This window comes from Streptomyces sp. NPDC088197 (assembly GCF_044741185.1).
Lineage (GTDB): Bacteria > Actinomycetota > Actinomycetes > Streptomycetales > Streptomycetaceae > Actinacidiphila.
The window spans coordinates 393,718-410,421 of record NZ_JBIUSD010000004.1 but is presented as its reverse complement, the minus strand read 5'-3'; the positions used below and the strand labels follow the sequence as shown (position 1 = coordinate 410,421).

Annotated in this window: 14 protein-coding genes; 9 read left to right on the top strand and 5 right to left on the bottom strand. The window is 73.2% G+C overall.

Translation table 11 applies throughout. The features are described 5' to 3' along the window. Positions 1 to 230: 230 nt before the first annotated feature. Positions 231 to 734, bottom strand: a complete 504-nt coding sequence (locus ACIOC1_RS13890) for a hypothetical protein (protein WP_401854138.1) — start codon at positions 732 to 734, stop codon at positions 231 to 233. Beyond that, positions 731 to 2,734, bottom strand: coding sequence for a DNRLRE domain-containing protein (locus tag ACIOC1_RS13885; RefSeq protein ID WP_401854135.1), 2,004 nt, complete (start codon positions 2,732 to 2,734; stop codon positions 731 to 733). Before ACIOC1_RS13885 ends, ACIOC1_RS13890 begins: the two co-directional genes overlap by 4 nt. Before the next feature lie 450 nt (positions 2,735 to 3,184). Between ACIOC1_RS13885 and ACIOC1_RS13880 the strand changes: the two genes are divergently transcribed. The 3 genes from ACIOC1_RS13880 to ACIOC1_RS13870 all read left to right on the top strand — a co-directional run bounded on the left by ACIOC1_RS13880 (position 3,185) and on the right by ACIOC1_RS13870 (position 7,357). Continuing rightward, positions 3,185 to 4,096 (top strand): oxidoreductase, encoded by a 912-nt coding sequence (locus ACIOC1_RS13880; protein ID WP_355346053.1) that lies wholly within the window; start codon positions 3,185 to 3,187, stop codon positions 4,094 to 4,096. A gap of 148 nt (positions 4,097 to 4,244) precedes the next feature. Then, positions 4,245 to 4,769: a hypothetical protein gene (locus ACIOC1_RS13875; protein ID WP_401722483.1), complete on the top strand. Its 525-nt coding sequence runs from the start codon at positions 4,245 to 4,247 to the stop codon at positions 4,767 to 4,769. Between the two features lie 92 nt (positions 4,770 to 4,861). Next, complete coding sequence (locus tag ACIOC1_RS13870; protein WP_401854132.1) at positions 4,862 to 7,357, top strand: tetratricopeptide repeat protein; 2,496 nt, start codon at positions 4,862 to 4,864, stop codon at positions 7,355 to 7,357. Positions 7,358 to 7,442: 85 nt separating this feature from the next. On the opposite strand, the gene ACIOC1_RS13865 is transcribed toward ACIOC1_RS13870, so the two are convergent. Then, a complete protein-coding gene (locus tag ACIOC1_RS13865; RefSeq protein WP_355346062.1) occupies positions 7,443 to 8,201 on the bottom strand; it encodes a DeoR/GlpR family DNA-binding transcription regulator in 759 nt (252 codons plus the stop codon). A gap of 234 nt (positions 8,202 to 8,435) precedes the next feature. Here ACIOC1_RS13865 and ACIOC1_RS13860 point away from each other — a divergent pair, with 234 nt between their 5' ends. From ACIOC1_RS13860 to ACIOC1_RS13835, 6 genes are all read left to right on the top strand, one after another. Continuing rightward, positions 8,436 to 9,257, top strand: a complete 822-nt coding sequence (locus ACIOC1_RS13860) for an endo alpha-1,4 polygalactosaminidase (RefSeq protein WP_355346065.1) — start codon at positions 8,436 to 8,438, stop codon at positions 9,255 to 9,257. A 198-nt stretch (positions 9,258 to 9,455) separates the two neighbouring features. Continuing rightward, positions 9,456 to 10,838: an ABC transporter substrate-binding protein gene (locus tag ACIOC1_RS13855; protein WP_401854129.1), complete on the top strand. Its 1,383-nt coding sequence runs from the start codon at positions 9,456 to 9,458 to the stop codon at positions 10,836 to 10,838. Between the two features lie 8 nt (positions 10,839 to 10,846). After that, positions 10,847 to 11,863 (top strand): sugar ABC transporter permease, encoded by a 1,017-nt coding sequence (locus ACIOC1_RS13850; RefSeq protein ID WP_355345765.1) that lies wholly within the window; start codon positions 10,847 to 10,849, stop codon positions 11,861 to 11,863. Beyond that, positions 11,860 to 12,765, top strand: coding sequence for a carbohydrate ABC transporter permease (locus ACIOC1_RS13845; protein WP_355345762.1), 906 nt, complete (start codon positions 11,860 to 11,862; stop codon positions 12,763 to 12,765). The genes ACIOC1_RS13850 and ACIOC1_RS13845 overlap by 4 nt, the downstream gene beginning before the upstream one ends. Positions 12,766 to 12,885: 120 nt before the next feature. Further along, positions 12,886 to 13,911, top strand: coding sequence for a carbohydrate kinase family protein (locus ACIOC1_RS13840; protein WP_401854126.1), 1,026 nt, complete (start codon positions 12,886 to 12,888; stop codon positions 13,909 to 13,911). Further along, entirely contained in the window at positions 13,908 to 15,263 is a 1,356-nt protein-coding gene (locus tag ACIOC1_RS13835; protein WP_355345756.1) for an alpha-glucosidase/alpha-galactosidase, read from the top strand. Before ACIOC1_RS13840 ends, ACIOC1_RS13835 begins: the two co-directional genes overlap by 4 nt. A gap of 111 nt (positions 15,264 to 15,374) precedes the next feature. On the opposite strand, the gene ACIOC1_RS13830 is transcribed toward ACIOC1_RS13835, so the two are convergent. Both ACIOC1_RS13830 and ACIOC1_RS13825 read right to left on the bottom strand, forming a co-directional pair. Continuing rightward, complete coding sequence (locus ACIOC1_RS13830) at positions 15,375 to 16,286, bottom strand: hypothetical protein (RefSeq protein ID WP_401854123.1); 912 nt, start codon at positions 16,284 to 16,286, stop codon at positions 15,375 to 15,377. A gap of 178 nt (positions 16,287 to 16,464) precedes the next feature. Then, positions 16,465 to 16,668 (bottom strand): hypothetical protein, encoded by a 204-nt coding sequence (locus ACIOC1_RS13825; protein WP_401854120.1) that lies wholly within the window; start codon positions 16,666 to 16,668, stop codon positions 16,465 to 16,467. Between the last annotated feature and the right edge of the window lie 36 nt (positions 16,669 to 16,704).

The window sequence follows — 16,704 nt, the reverse complement described above, 5'->3', positions numbered from 1 at the left end:
ACGGATACGGCGTGCCGTCGGCGGTGTGCTCGACGAACCATCACGTCCCGCGCTTTCCCAGGCTCGGCGTTTGCTTGACCACCGCGCCCGCGCGCCGTGGCAGGTGACAACGGCGAAGGGGACGGCTCGGGCATCGTAATCCGCGGCCCCGAAGGAGCGCGCGCCAATTCCGATACCCGGACCGTCCCCGGCGCCGACCGGCCCGCCGCGCGGGCGGGCCGGTCGATCCGCTACCGGAGCAGGCTCTTGTACTTCGGGCAGAGATACGTGATCGCGTCCTTCGCGTCCGCGATCTCGCCGTCCGCGATGGCCTCCTTCGCCAGCTTCGGACTCGCGTCCGCGGTGTTGGCGATCCGGTCGCAGGACTCCTGGCCGGTCTGGAGAACGGCGGCCGGGTCCATGCCCTTGGGCACCTTTCCGACCAGATAGCTCTTCTGCTGGTCGGTGAACGTGCCGGTGGCCGGGGTGAGCTGGGATTCGGGCAGGGCCGACTCCTTGGCGTCGGCGCCGTTCGCACCGCCGTCGCCGCCCGGACCGGTCGAGGCCGAGGCGGACGGCTCCGCGGTGCCGTCGGGGCCGATGGCGGGCGCGGAGGAGGCCGGGCGCTCGCTGGTGGGGGCGGCGCGGTCCCGCGCCGCGTCCGCGTGTCCGCCGCCGCCGCATCCGGCCAGGACGGCCGCGGCCGTCGTCACGATGACGACGGCCGCGGCGAACCGGCCTCTGGTCGCGGTCACGGCTTCGCGAAGGTCAGGACGAGCTGCGGATGTCCCGACGTGCCGGGCGCGTCCTTCGACCAGAACCAGGCCGAGTCCGTGCCGGTGGACGTCACCGCGAGGTCGTACGGACCGCCGAGCCCCGGCGTCAGCGCCGCCGCGGTGAGCGTCGCGGTGTAGTCGGTCTGGAGCGCGGTGGGCGCGGGCACCGTGCCGAGCACCGTCGGGTCGAGCGTGGGACGGGTGTTCCAGGTCACCCCGGTCTCCGTCCAGCTCCCCGTCACATGCTGCACATTGAGCGTGTCGACCGAGTTCGCGATGGCGTCGGAGCTGGTGCGCAGGGTCAGTCGCGCGCTCGTGAGCACCATGCCGCCGGGCGCGGCGGGCAGGTCGAACCGCAGGTACGTGTGGTACGCGGACGTGCCGCGCACCGCGAGCTGCTGGTCAGGCCCGTAATTCGCCGAGGGCGCGCCCGCGTTGACGTAACTGTCCGCTGTCGCGTTGAGCGTCACCGTCGAGGACGTCGGCGCGCCCGGCGTCGTGACGGCCGCCGCGGCCGACTTGGCACTGGTGTTGCCGGGCGCGTCACCCGCCGTGACCTGGTACGCGTACGTGGTGCCGGGTGAGGCGGCGGTGTCGGTGAAGGTCAGCGTCGGGCGGATCCAGAACTTGGAGTCACCGGTGACCGTGCCGACCTGCGTGCCGTCGCGGTAGATCCTGTACGTCAGCGTCGAGTCGTCGAGGTCGAGGCTGGCCTGCCAGCTCACCCGTACCCCGCCGGACACGTTCGCCGCGGTCACCTGGAGCGGTACGGACGGCGCGCGCGTGTCGGGGCCGCTCGGGAAGCGGACCAGGCCCTGCTGGAGCCGGTTGCCGTTGCTGGCGATCCGGGTGAACTCGCCGCCCACCCACAGGTAGTCCGTGCCGCCGCTGGAGGCGGTGGTGAGGGCGCGCGGGCCGATCTTCTCGGTGCCCGCCGGGCCGTCGTCGGTGTCGGGGAACCAGCCCAGCAGCGGCCTCGGGTTGTCGACGGACTCCGCGAGCAGGTGCTGCCGGTCGTTGTTGAGCTGCGGGAACTGCTGCATGCTGGAGCAGTCGTGCGCGTGCGAGCCGCTGTACAGCACGCCCTTGTAGACGGTGACGGCCTGGGTCGCGCCCAGGCAGGTGTCGCGCCAGCGCTGGTTGAGGTCGCTGAAGTTGAGCGCGATGCGGCCGTCGAAGACACCGCCGCCCGTGCCCTCGTTGGCGGTGAAGAAGCCGGTGGCGTCCCTCGTGAGGTCCTGCACGGTGGAGGTCGCCGAGATGAAGCCCGGATAGGTCTTCACATTGGCGCCGGTCGTGGCGTTGACCACGGCCAGCGCGTGCGAATTGACCCCGTTGACGGTGTTGAAGTCGCCGCCGATGACGAGCCTGGTGCCGTCCGGGCTGAGCACCATGGCCTTGCCCGCCTTGTCGGCGTTGGCCGTGAACGGCTTGAGCGCGCCCGTGGTCGTCAGCGCGGCGAAGCGCTGCCGGGGCTGCCCGGCGACGGTGAGGAAATTGCCGCCGATGTACACCGTGTCGTTCGTCGCCACGATGCTGCGGACCTGCGCCGAGACCGACACCTTGAACGTGGTTCTCACGGTGCAGGTGGCGATGTCGATCGCCGCCAGGCTGCTCGACGGAACGCCGTTCACCGAACCGAAGGTGCCCCCCGCGTACAGCGTCGACTCGTCCGGTGAGACGGCCAGCGCCCGAATCGTCGCCGTGCCCGAGCCGACCGTGAAGGACAGCTTGCAGGACGTCGGCGCGCCCGTGGCGGCGTCGAACGCCTGGAAGTTGAGCGCCTGCTGCTCGCCGGTGCCCGCGGCGGCGCCCGGCGGCCGGACGGTGGAGAAGGTGCCGCCCGCGAAGACCACACCGTGCGCCTGGGCCAGCGCCCACACGACGCCGTTGGTCTGCCAGGTCGGCAGGTCGTCCGCGGTCATCGCGACCGGCGCGGTGAGCGCGGACGCGGACTGCGCGGCGGTGAATCCGATCATCGAAGCCGCCGCCAGTGAGAAGGCAGCGGTTATTGCCCCAGCTCTTCGCATGAGCCCCCCTGAGCTCTGTGCTGTTCCCCCAGCGGTCCCAAACGGCCGCAAGATGCGACAAGGTTAACGTTTGGTCCGCTTTGGGGTCAGCCTCCCCGTAACGACTGTTGCACTCCTGTAGCCCAGCGGCCGGGGAGGGGGACACGGCGGGCACGCAGCGGCGCCGCGCCGATTCCGCTTCGGCCGGATCCGGTCCCCGCCGGGCGGTCCCGAAATGTTTCGGTGCGGTGCCAAGAACGACTATGACCCGGCATGACCTGCGGGCACAAGGCCGAGCGGCCCGCGCGGTCCCGGTCGCGACGGTGATGCGCGACACTCCCGCTGGACTCCGGATGTGGCCTGAATGTCACCTCGACGTCCCTCGGGGGCGACTGTGGGCCGCCGTGGGAGAATCCTCCGATGACTTCTGAGACGACGATCACCGCGGACGCCGCGGGCACGTGGACGCTCGGCGATCTGACCGTCAACCGGATGGGCTTCGGGGCGATGCGGCTGCCGCAGGACGGCAGAGCGTTCGCTCCCGACAGCGGCTCCAGCGACCGCGAGCGCGCGATCGGCGTGCTGCGGCGCGCGGTCGAACTCGGTGTGAACCACATCGACACCGCCGCCTTCTACTTCTCCGCCCTGCGCTCGGCCAACGAGCTGATCAACCGGGCGCTGGCGCCGTACCCCGACGACCTCGTCATCACCACCAAGGTCGGCCCGGGGCGCGACCCTTCGGGCGCCTGGCTGCCCGCCGCGACGCCCGCGCAGTTGCGCGGACAGGTCGAGGAGAATCTGCGGCAGCTCGGCCGGGACCACCTCGACGTGGTCAACTACCGCAATCAGGGCGCGGACTCCATCGCCGAGCACTTCGGCGCGCTCGCCGAGCTGCGCGAGCGCGGGCTGATCCGCCACCTCGGGATCTCCAACGTCGGGCCGCGCCACCTCGCCGAGGCCCGCGCCATCGCGCCGGTGGTGTGCGTACAGAACAAGTACGCGCTCGGACTGCCCGGCGAGGACGACGACTTCCTGGACCTGTGCGGTGAACAGGGCGTCGCCTTCGTGCCGTTCTTCGCCATCGCGGGCGCGGGCCGCGAGTCGGGGGCGGGCGCCGCGGAGAGCGAGCAGGTGCTGGCCGCGGCCCGCGCCCACGGTGTGACCGCCGCCCAGATCAGGACCGCCTGGACCCTCCAGCGCGGCCCGCACGTCCTGGCCATCCCCGGCACCGGCAACCCCGACCACCTGGTGGAGAACGTGGCCGCGGGCGCGCTGCGGTTCACCGCCGACGAACTGGCCGCCCTGGACGCGCTGCACCACGGGGGCGCCTGAGGAGCCGAGGTACCCCGGCCGGGGCCGGAGTTGACGCGTGTGCACCGTGGGTCGTCTGTGGAATCGTGTGCCCGCGGTGCCAATTCGCGACGGCTTGCCGAGATCGGATGCCGGGCCGCGCGCGGCTGGCTACCGTCGGTGGAGACGAGTGAGCGCATGGGGGTACGGGGTGACGGGTGTCGAGGCCGCGGTCGGCCATGTCTGCGTGTGGCTCACGTGGCGAGCGAGCGGTGCCGAGCAGCGGCGGCACGACCTGGACGAGGTCCAGGTCGGCGAACTCGACCGGCTGTACTCGCTGGTCCGCGTGCTGCTCGGCGAGGACCCCGCGCTGCGGCTGGCCACCGAGGAGTGCGCCGCCCCTGACGGCGCGGTCACCGAGCGGACCAGGCGCCGCCTGACCGACGCGCTCGACGAGGCCGTCGAGCGGGACGCGGCGCTGGCCACGGCGCTGCGGCAGGCGGTGGACCGGCTGCGGGACCGTCCCTACGGCGGCGGACCGCCGGGCGGCCCGCCCGCCGGGACGGCGGCGGCCACCGGTGACGGGATCGCGGTCGGCGGCGACGTCGACGTACGAGCCCGGGACGGGTCCGCGGCGTCGTTACGGATGGGGGACGTACGGATGGGGGACGTACGGATGGAAAACCCTCCTCTGCCGGGTCCGCCCCAGGGCTGAGCGCACCCGGAGCCGTCCCCGCCCCTTTGTCCGCGCCGCCGTACGCACCGCCCGCGCCGCCGTACGCACCCGCGCCGGTGGCGCCGCCGCGCGTGCCGGAGCCTTCGGACACCGTCCCGACGCTGCCGATGCTGCCCGCGGCCACCCCGTCGCGGGTCCCCGCCGAGGGCCGGAGCCGCACGGAGGCCGAGGCCCGGCCCCGTACCGACGCCGAGGCCCGGTCCCACGCGGCCCCGGTCCCTGCCCCGGTCCCTGCCCCGGCCCCTTCCGCTGTCACCGCGGCCGGCGGCGGTGTCGCGGCGGGCGTCGCGGGCGACATCCACCAGCACCACCACTGGCATGTCGTGCCGCGCTCGCCGGTCAACTGGCCGGTCAGGGTCGGCGTGGTGCCCCGGTCGGCCGACTGGTTCCAGCACCGGGACGTGATCCACGCCCTGGACACCGCGCTGACCGGCCCCGGCACCGCCGTGGTCTGCCAGGTGCTCACCGGCATGGGCGGCGTCGGCAAGACGCAGCTCGCCGCCCGGCGCGCCCACCACGCCTGGCGGGCGGGCGAGGTCGACCTGCTGATGTGGGTCACGGCCTCGACCCGGCAGGCCGTCATCGACGCGTACGCCGACGCCGCCGCGCGGGTGCTGCACATCGAGCGGGACGAACCGGCGCGCGCCGCGCAGGAGTTCCTGGCCTGGCTGGAGCCCGGCCCCGGCGCGGCGGCCGGACACTGCCGCTGGCTGCTGGTCCTCGACAATGTGACGGACCCCGCCGACCTCACCGGCCTGTGGCCGCCGGACCACCCCCTCGGCCGTACGGTCGTCACCACCCGCAGCCGGGACGCCGCCCTGACCGGCGCGGGCCGCCGCATGGTGACCGTCGGCCTGTTCACCCCGCGGGAGGCGACCGGCTATCTGACGGAGGCGCTCGCCGCGCGCGGCCGGGTGGAGGCGCCCGAGGAGGTCGCGCTGCTCGCCGAGGACCTGGGCAGACTGCCGCTGGCCCTGTCCCAGGCCGCCGCGTATCTCATCGACGCCGACATCGGCTGCCACGACTACCGCGCGCTGCTGGCGAACCGGGCCCGGCTGGCCGACCTCAGGCCGCCGACCCTGCCCGACGACCAGACCGCGGGCGTGGCCGCCGTCTGGTCGCTGTCGGTGGACCGCGCCGACGCCCGCGGTCCCCGGGGTCTGGCCAGGTCCCTGCTGGAGCTGGCCGCGCTGCTCGACCCGAACGGCATCCCGCAGCCGGTGCTCACCAGCGGGCCGGTCCGCGACCACCTCACCCGCGTCGTGCGCCGGGCCGCCCCCGAGCAGTGCCCGGCGCGCGGGATCACCGAGCAGCAGACCGTACGGGCCCTGCGCGATCTGCACGGGCTCAATCTGATCGACCACACCCCGAAGACCGGGCACCGGGCGGTCCGTGTCCACCAGCTCATCCAGCGGGCCGTCCGGGACACGCTCGGCGAGGCGGACCACGACGCGCTGGCCCGTACCGCGGCCGACGCACTGACCGCGGTCTGGCCCGAGGTCGAGCGCGACACCGACCTCGCGCAGGCGCTGCGCGCCAACACCACGGCGCTGACCGGCAAGGCGGAGAGCGCCCTGCACCGCCCGCACGCGCACGCCCTGCTCTACCGGGTCGGCGAGAGCCTGGGCGTCGCGGGCCAGGTGGCCGCCGCGGCCGGGCACTTCAGGCTGCTGGCCAGGACCACCCACCAGCACCTGGGCCCCGACCACCCCGACACCCTCGCAGCCCGGCACGACCTGGCGTACTGGCGGGGCGCGGCGGGCGACGCGCAGGGCGCGATCAGCGCCTTCCGCGAACTGTTCGCGGACCGGCTGCGGGTGCTCGGCCCAGACCACCCGCACACGCTCACCACCCGCGGCAACATCGCCTACTGGAGCGGCGAGGCGGAGTACGCGCAGGACGCGGAGGACGCCGCCACCGCGCTGGAGGAGCTGCTGGCGGACCGGCTGCGGGTGCTGGGCCCCGACCATCCGGACACGCTCAGCACGCGGCACAACATGGCCCGGCTGCGCGGTCGCGCGGGGGAGACGGCCGAAGCGGCCGAGGGGCTACGGGAGTTGCTGGTCGACATGGTGCGGGTGCTGGGCCAGGACCACCCCGACACCCTGACCACCCGGCACGACCTGGCCTACTGGCAGGGGCGCGCGGGGGACGCCGAGGGCGCGGCGCGCGCCTTCGAGGAGCTGCTGGCCGACGCGGCGCGGGTGCTGGGCCCGGACCATCCGGACACGCTCACCACGCGGCACAACATCGCGCGGCTGCGCGGGCGGGCCGGGGACGTCAGCGGCGCGGCGCGCGCCTTCGAGGAGCTGCTGGCGGACCGGCTCCGCGTGCTCGGCCCGGACCATCCGCACACGCTCACCACCCGGCACAATGTCGCGCGGCTGCGGGGGCGGGCGGGGGACGCGGCAGGCGCGGCGCGCGCCTTCGAGGAGCTGCTGGTCGACATGGAGCGGGTGCTCGGTCCCGAGCACGGCGACACGGTCATCACCCGGCACAACATCGCCTACTGGCGTGAGGAGTCGGAGGTGCTGACCCTGCGCGTCAGGCGCGCCCCGGCGCCGTGAACGACGGTCGGCGCTTCCCGGTACCGCTGAACAGCGGTCGGCGCGCCCCCGCACAGCACGCGGCCGACCGTGGCGGGAGAAGCGCTCAGCCGACCGTCACCCGTACGCCCGCGCCCGCGATACGGGCCAGCTCGGCGTCCGGCGCCGCGCCGTCGGTCACCAGGTCGTGGATCTCGGCGAGCGGGCAGATCTTGGCGAGCGTGGCCCGGCCGATCTTCGTGTGGTCGGCGACCACGACCGTACGGTCGCTGTTGTCGGCGAAGGCGCGGTCGGTGCCGCCCTCCAACTGGTCGTGCGTGGTGCAGCCGTGGGCCGCGCTGATGCCGTCGACGCCGAGGAAGGCGATGTCGGTGTGGTAGCTGGCCAGGGTCTTCTCGGCGATCGGGCCCACCAGCTCATAGCTGGCGTTCCTGGCGTTGCCGCCGATCACGACGAGCGTCACGTGCTTGTGCAGAACCAACTCGGCCGCGATGTTCACGGCGTTGGTGACGACGGTGAGCGGTCCTCGGGCGGCCAGCAGCCGGGCCACCTCCGTCACCGTACTGCCGCCGTTCATGCCGACCACCGCGCCGTCCGGCACCAGGGCCGCCGCCGCCCTCGCGATGGCCTGCTTCTCCGGTCGGCTGCGGCCCGCGCGGTGCTGGAGCGGGACCTCCAGGTCGACCGGGCCGACCGCCGCCCCGCCGTGGGTGCGGCGCAGCAGGTGGAGTTCGCTCAGGTGCTGGAGGTCGCGGCGGACGGTGGCCGTGGAGACGCCGAGCAGCCGGGACAGCTCGTGGACGTCGATGCCGCCCCTGGCGGAGACATGCTCAAGTATGCGCGCATGACGCTCAGTTCTCAGCATGCGTGCAGCATAATGCGCACTCCGATGCGTAAGTGAGCATGATTTGCGCAGAAGAGGGCGGTTGACATGACGAATTCTGCGCGGTTAACTCCTGGCGAACGTCGGAGTTGAGCACCGACGTCAGAGGTACGCCTAGCCGGTGGGCGGCCGTGCGCCGCAAGCCCGGACAAAGTCGCCAGGATCGCTGTCAGCGTCCGAGGCGGGGACGTACCCCCCATCATCAGGAGCTCGATGATGCGCATGAATCGTGTCCGGTCCCGTCGGAGTCTGGCCGCCCTCGCGGCCGTCGCCGCAGTCGTGGCTGTCCCCTCACTCGCTCCCGATTCCGCAGGGGCCGCGCCCCAGTCCGTCTCCCCGCCTCCGGCGCACGCCGGATTCGACTACCAGATCGGGGGCCCCTACACCCCGCCCGCCGGTGTCTCCGTGGTCAGCCGCGACTACACCGCTCCGGCCGCCGCCGGGGTCTACAACATCTGTTACGTCAACGCCTTCCAGGCCCAGGAGGGCGCCGAGGGCCAGTGGGACGCCGACCTGCTGCTGCGGGACTCCAAGGGCGCCGTCGTCAAGGACAAGGACTGGAACGAGGCGATCCTCGACATCCGCACCGCCGACAAGCGGCAGCGGATCGCCGCCAAGGTCAACGGCTGGGTCGACCAGTGCGCGGCCAAGGGCTTCCAGGGCGTCGAACCCGACAACTTCGACACCTACGACCGCTTCTCCGGCTACCTGACCAAGGCCGAGGCCGAGTCGTACATCAAGCTCCTCTCCGCCCACGCGCACTCCAAGAACATGGCGATCGCGCAGAAGAACACCCCGCAACTGTCCGGCGACCGGGTCGCCAACGGCCTGGACTTCGCCGTCGCCGAGGAATGCGCCACGTACAACGAGTGCGGCGACTACACCTCCGGCTTCGGCAACAACGTGATCGTCATCGAGTACACCGCCAAGGGCCTCCAGAAGGCGTGCTCGGGTTACGGCACGAAGCTCAGCGTCGTCCGCCGCGATGTGGACGTCGTACCGCTGGGAACCAGCGGATACGTCCGCCAGACCTGCTGACCCGCTGAACCCGCCGACCGGCTGTTCCGCCCGCCCGGCCGACCACGCCGGCCGTCGGGACCGCCGGCCGGCCGCGGCCGGCCCGGTGCGCCGCCCCCGTCGGCGCACCGGGCCCCCGCCGCCCGGCACGGGCAACGGCCCCGCCCCCCAGCCGCCGCCCGGCACCCGCACTCGCACTTCCGCCTTCTGGAGGCACCGATGACCGCAGGCCCCGTCCTGCCCCGCAGCCCGCTCCCCGGCGACCCGCCGCCCGCCGGGCACCCGCGCCGGGACACCGGACTCTCCCGCCGTGACGTCCTGCGCCGCGGCACAGGACTGCTCTCCGGCGCCGCCGCGGGCGCGCTGCTCGCGGGCTGCGGCAGCGGCGAGAGCGACGGGGTGGGCGCGGACGGCCGGGTCACCGTCGAGCTGTGGCACGGCCAGACCGACACCGGCCGCGCCGCGATCCAGCAACTGGTGGCCGAGTTCAACCGCACCCACCCGAAGATCAGGGTCGACCCCGGCGGCGGCGTCCTGTCCGACGCCATGCTCCAGAAGGTCACCGCCGCGCTCGCCTCCGGCTCGTACCCCGACATCGCCTACATCTTCGGCTCGGACCTGGCCAGCATCGCCCGCAGCCCCAAGGTCGTGGACCTCACGGCGACGATGGCCCACGGCCCCACCCCCTGGAACGACTTCTGGACCCCGGCCCGCGAGGCCGTCACCGTCAACAAGCGGGTACGCGCCGCGCCCGCGCTCATCGACTCGCTCGCCGTCGTCTGCAACAAGAAGCTCTTCGCCCGCGCCGGAGTGCCGCTGCCCGAGCCCGGCTGGACCTGGGACGAGTTCACGGCCACCGCGAAGAAGCTCACCAGCCACGCCGACGGCACCTTCGGCACCGGCTGGCCGGGCGTCGGCGACGAGGACACCGTCTGGCGGATCTGGCCGATGATCTGGGACCTCGGCGGCGAGGTCATCTCCGCCGACGGCCACGGCATCGGCTTCGAGGACACCGGCGTCCGCGCCCTGGAGACCATCGCCACCCTCGCCTCCGACAAGAGCGTCTACATCGACCCCAAGCCCGGCAGCGAGCAGATGTACCAGGTCTTCCTCTCCGGCCGGATGGGCATGGTCCCCACCGGCCCCTGGCAACTGCCCGACGTCATCCAGGCCAAGATCGACTACCACGTCGTCCCGCTGCCCAGCTACAGCGGGAAAGAGGTCACCATCTCCGGGCCCGACACCTGGACGGTCTTCGACAACGGCTCGGCGCGCGTCGCCGCCGCCCGCACCTTCGTCGAGTGGCTGATCCAGCCGCCGCAGGACGTGCGGTGGGACATCCAGGCCGGCAGCCTCCCGCTCAGCCGCAGCACCCAGGCGCTGCCCGCGTGGCAGGACCGCAGCTCCCGCACGGAGGGTCTGTCGGTCTTCACCAAGGCCCTGGAGACCGCCCGGGTACGCCCCGCCCACCCCGCCTACCCGCAGATCTCCGAGGCGCTCGGCCAGGCGATCACCGCGGTGCTGCTCGGCCGCAGCACCCCCGCCAAGGCACTGCGCGACTGTGCGCACGAAGCCAACGCCGCACTGCTCATCCCGCGTTGAGGAGACCCATGTCGAGAACCACGCCGCGGCTGCTGCCCCGGCACAGGCCGGGCCCCGCGCAGCGCCGCCCCGCCCCGCTCACCCTGTCCGACCAGGACCGCGACCGCGAGCACGCACAGCAACTGCGCGCCCGCCGCCGCAGGCTGCGCGGCGAGTCCGCGACCGCGTGGACCTTCATCGCGCCCTCGATCGTGGTCATCCTCGGCCTCAGCGTCGTCCCCGTGGTCTGGTCGCTGCTGCTGTCCTTCCGCGCGGACGACCTGGTCACCCCCAGCCGCTGGGTGGGCCTGGCCAACTACCGGGCCCTGTCCAAGGACCCGCACTTCAGCCAGGCGGTGCGCAACACCCTGGAGTACACCGCGCTGTACGTCCCGCTGAGCATGCTGCTGGGCCTGGCGCTCGCCCTCGCGCTCAACCGGCGCATCCGGCTCGTCGGCGTCTACCGCACCCTGATCTTCGTACCGTTCGTCATCTCGGCCACCGCGCAGGGCGTGCTGTTCTCCTTCATCCTCGACCCGCAGTTCGGCGCCGCCAACTCCGTACTGCACTCCATCGGCGTCTCCCCGCAGGGGTTCCTCACCGATCCGTCGCAGGCCCTCCTCGTCCTCGTCGCGATCTCCCTGTGGAGCGGCACCGGCTTCTGCGTCGTGGTCTACCTCGCCGCGCTCCAGGACGTGCCGCAGTCCCTCATCGAGGCCGCCAGACTCGACGGGGCGGGACGCCGCCAACTGCTGCGCCACGTCGTGCTGCCGACGCTCACCCCGGTCAACGTCTTCCTGCTGCTGTGGCAGACCATCAACTCCCTCCAGGTCTTCGACCTCGTCTACGTCACCACCAAGGGCGGACCGCTCGGCTCCACCACCGTGATCGTCTACTTCATCTGGGAGCAGGCGTTCAAGAACTTCACCGCCGGTTACGGGGCAGCCGCCGCCTACGTGCTCGCGCTCGCCCTGCTGGTGATCGCCGTCGGCACGCGGGCCCTGCGCCGCCGCGAGCCCGTACGCCTCGAAGGAGCCCCGCGATGACCGTCACCTCAGCCCTGCCCGACGCGGCGCCGCCCGGCGCCGGGAACGCCGACGCCCCGCGGCCGAGCGCGCCCCGCCCCCGGCGGTCGCGGCTGCCCTTCAGCGGCTGGCACCTGCTGCTCGCCCCGCTCGCCCTGCTCTTCGCGGTCCCGCTGATCTGGCTGCTGGTCAGCTCGGTGATGAGCAACGCCGAGATCAACCGCTTCCCGCCCGCGCTGTGGCCCTCCCACATCGACCTCGGCGGCTACCGCTACGTGCTCGGCAACGCGCTGTTCCCGCGCTGGTTCGCCAACTCGCTGATCGTCTCCGTCGTCGCGGTCGTCTCCAACCTCGTCTTCGGCGCGCTCGGCGGATACGCCTTCGCCCGGATGCGGTTCGCCGGCTCGCGCACCCTGCTGGTGCTGATGCTGGCCACCATGGCGATCCCGTTCCAGCTCACCATGATCCCGACCTTCCTGGTGATGAAGCGGCTCGGCCTGATCGACACCCTCGGCGCGCTCATCGTGCCGTCGCTGGTCACGCCCTTCGCGGTCTTCCTGCTGCGGCAGTTCTTCCTCTCGCTGCCCAGGGAGCTGGAGGAGGCCGCGTGGATCGACGGCTGCTCACGGCTGCGCGTGCTGCTGCTCATCGTGCTGCCGCTGTCGCGGCCCGCGCTGAGCACGGTCGCGGTGCTGACCTTCCTCAGCACCTGGAACGACCTGACCTGGCCGCTGATCGCCATCAACCACGACACGCAGTACACGCTGCAACTCGGCCTGACCACCTTCCAGGGCCTGCACCACACCCGCTGGTCCGCGGTGATGGCGGGCAACGTCCTGACCGTCCTGCCGGTGCTGCTCGCCTTCCTCGCGGCGCAGAAGCAGTTCATCCAGTCGATCACCTCCAGCGGCCTGAAGGGCTGACGGGACACCGCCTCGTCGCCCGAGGACGGACGGACCCGCTCCGTCGCCCGAAGGGACGACGGGACACCGCCCGGACTCCCGCCGCCGGACTTCCGCCCCACCACCACAGAAAGCCAGCTCATGCCGGACACGTTCGACCTGCTCGTCATCGGGGACGCCAATCCCGACATCGTCCTGGGGCCGCTGGACGCCCCGCTCGCCTTCGGCCAGCGCGAACAGCTCGTCCCCACCGGCCTGCTGACCCTCGGCGGCTCCGCCGCGATCATGGCGTGCGGCGCCGCCCGGCTCGGCCTGAAGGTCGCCATCGCCGGCCGGATCGGCGACGACGACACCGGCCGGTACGTCCGTACCGCCCTGGCCGAGCGCGGCGTCGACACCGCGGCGCTGCGGGTGGACCCGGACCTGCCGACGCCGCTGACCACCGTGCTCACCCGCGGCGACGACCGCGCCATCCTCACCGCGCCCGGCACCCTCACGGCCACCGTCGGCGCCGACGTGCCCCAGGCGCTGCTCGCGCACAGCCGCCATGTGCACGCCGCCTCGTACTTCCTGCTGCCGGGACTCGCGACCGCGCTGCCCGACCTCTTCCGCACCGCCCGCGCGCACGGCGCCACCACCTCGCTCGACACCAACGACGACCCGGCGGGCGACTGGGACCCGGCCGGAATCGCCGCGCTGCTCCCCGTCACCGACATCCTGCTGCCGAACGCCAGGGAGGCGTGCGCCCTGGCGGCCGGCGGGGAGACCGCGTCCGGTGACCCCGAGGCGCACGGGAAGATCCCGTCGGGGGACCCCGAGCCCGCCGACGTCGAGCGGGCCGCGGCCCTGCTCGCCGCGCGCGGTCCGCTGGTGGTGGTGAAGAACGGCGCGGACGGCGCCCTGGCCCACGACGGCCGCGCCCCGCTGCGCGCCCCCGCCGTCCCCGTACGGCCGCTCGACACCGTCGGCGCGGGCGACAGCTTCGACGCCGGCTTCGTCGCCGCCACCCTGGCGGGCCTGCCCCTGGCAGCCGCCCTCGCCCTGGCCGCCGCCTGCGGCGCCCTGTCCACCCGAGCGCACGGCGGCACCACCGCCCAACCCACCTGGGACGAGGCGCTCGGCGCCTCCCGCGCCGCCACCACCCGCAACGGAAAGAACCCGTCATGAGCACAGCCAGCACCACACCCCGCACGACGACCAGCGGCGCCACCCGTACGACCAAGATCGCCTTCATCGGTGCCGGAAGCGTCGTCTTCACCCAGGGCCTGCTCGCCGACCTCTTCGCCTTCCCCGAGCTCAAGGACGTGCACATCGCGCTGCACGACATCGACGCCGAGCGGCTGGCCACCGCCGACGGGGCCGCACGGCACATCGCGGCCGAGCGCGGCGCGGCGCCGCTGATCACCGCGCACGCCGAGCGCCGCGCGGCCCTGGAAGGCGCCGACTTCGTCATCAACATCATCCAGGTCGGCATGGGCGAGGCGACCCGTACCGACTTCGACGTCCCCGCCCGCCACGGCCTGCGCCAGACCATCGGCGACACCCTCGGTGTCGGCGGCATCTTCCGCGCGCTGCGCACCTTCCCCGTCCTGCGGGAACTCGGCCGGGACATCGCGGAGGTCTGCCCCGACGCCTGGCTGCTCAACTACACCAACCCGATGGCGATGAACGTGCAGTACCTCGCCGAGGCCACCGGACTGACCCGGGTGGTCGGCCTGTGCCACTCGGTGTACTGGACGATGCACGACCTCGCGGAACTGCTGCGCATCCCGCTGGAAGAGGTCACCTACCACGCGGCGGGCGTCAACCACCAGGCGTGGGTGCTGCGCTTCGAGTACCAGGGCGAGGACGTCTACCCGCGGCTCGACGCGCTCATCGCGCAGGACCCGCAACTGCGCCGCAGGGTCCGCGTCGACATGTACCGGCGGCTCGGCTACTACCCGACCGAGACCAGCGAGCACTCCTCCGAGTACGTGCCCTGGTACCTGCACCACGACAGCGAGATCGAGCGGCTGCGGCTGCCCGTCGGCGCGTACCTCGGCATCGTGGACGAGAACGTGGCCGCGTACGAGAAGACCCGCGCCGCGCTCGCCGCCGGACTCCCGCTGCCGGTCGAGGGCACGATGGAGTACGCGCCGCAGGTGATCCACAGCATCACCACCGGCACCCCGCGCACCATCTACGGCAATGTGCCCAACCACGGCCTCATCGACGACCTCCCGGCCGCCGGTACGGTCGAAGTGCCGTGCCTGGTCGACGCGTTGGGCGTCCAGCCCACCCGGATCGGCGCGCTGCCGCCGCAGTGCGCCGCGCTGAACCGCACCTACCTCAGCACCACCGACCTCGTCGTCCGCGCCGCGATCGAGGGCGACCCCCGCCACATCCGGCACGCCGCCATGACCGACCCGGCGACGGCCGCCTCGCTCCCCGTCGAACGGATCTGGGAGCTGTGCGACGACATGGTGCGCGCCCACGGTGACGCGCTCCAGCCGGAGTTGCGAGCCGTCCTGGGCACGTGAGGCGGCGGGCCGCGCGCCGGGCCGGTGGGCTGAGTCGGCCCGACGCGGCCCGGCTCCACTCGGCCCGGCTCGGCCCGGCTCGGCACTCGGTTCGGTTCGACGGGGCTCGGCTCAGTGCGTGAGGGCGCTCATCAGGTGGCGCATGGCCCGGATGAGCGCCGGGCGCAGCGCGATGGTGTCGGCGGGCGTCGCCTCGATGGGGGAGCCGTCGGCGTTCAGCGGGCGGGCGGCCACGCCGTTCCACTGCTGGATGCCGTCCACGCTGAGCGAGAAGACGGCGCCGCCGTGCCGGACGGTGACGGCCTGCCGCGCGGTGCCGTAGATCGTGAACGCCTGGTCGCCGAGGCCGCGCAGCGCCTTGGTGACCTCGGGCGAGTCGGTCATGAACAGGAAGTCGCCGGAACCCGCGGTCGTGGGGTCGGGGACGATCACATGCGAGAGGTCCGCGAATTCGGCGTGGACGTCGGACTTCTTGTGCAGGTCGACGGTGACGGTGACCGTGTACGTCGTCTCCCAGTCGCCGCTCCCGGTCACCGACGTGGTCAGGGTGCAGGCGGCGTGGTCGAGGGCGGGACCCTTGGTGATCACGGGGATGCCCTGGAGGAATTCGGTGCCGAAGGCGTCGGACAGCGGCTGGAGATTGTCGCTGGTACACGGGTTGTCCGCGAGGTGATAGCCGTGCAGGTCCGGCCGCGGACCGCCGTACCCGGTGAACTGGAGGACCGCGAGCCAGACCGCCGACGCCGTGACGACGCCGCCGAGCGCCCACAGCACGCGGCCCCGGCGTCCCTCGGGCCGTGGCCGCCAGGGCTTGAGGGTCGGCCCCCTGTCCTCGCCGCCGTGACCGCCGCCCGTGTCGCGGACGCGGTACGGGTCCGCGGGGGAGCGCGGCGGCGGGAGGCGGGTGCGCAGCCGGGAGAGCGCGGAGCGCAGCGACGGCGGCGCGTGGCCCGCGCCGCTCAGGATGTCGGGGGCGGGGCGGTCGGGCTCCGGCTCCTCGACCATCTCCGGCTCGGTGATCATGCCGAATCCCCTCGTCGCGGTGTGCCGGACACTGTACGGCGGGGCGGACGCCGCATCGGGACCCCTGCTCCCAGGCTGCCCATGGGCGGCGGCGGGTAACAGGCGGGTTCGCGCCAGGGGGGATCGGGGCCGGACGGGTGCGGTGCCGGGGGAGTGCGGGCCGGGCGTCGGGCCGCGGTCAGCCGCCGGTCTCCGCGCCGCCGCTGTCCCCGTCCTCCGGGAGGTCCGCCTCGACCCCGTTCGCGCGGGCGATCCGGAGCGCGTCGTCCAACTCGTCGCAGGCCACGGCCAACGCGTACGCGTCCCCCGCCCGCCCCGCGGCGGCCACCGCCTCCCGAGCCACGCGCACCCGCTCCAGCATCGCCTCGGCGAAACCGTCCACCCGGACCTCCATCCGACGTCATCGGCCGCCCTCCGC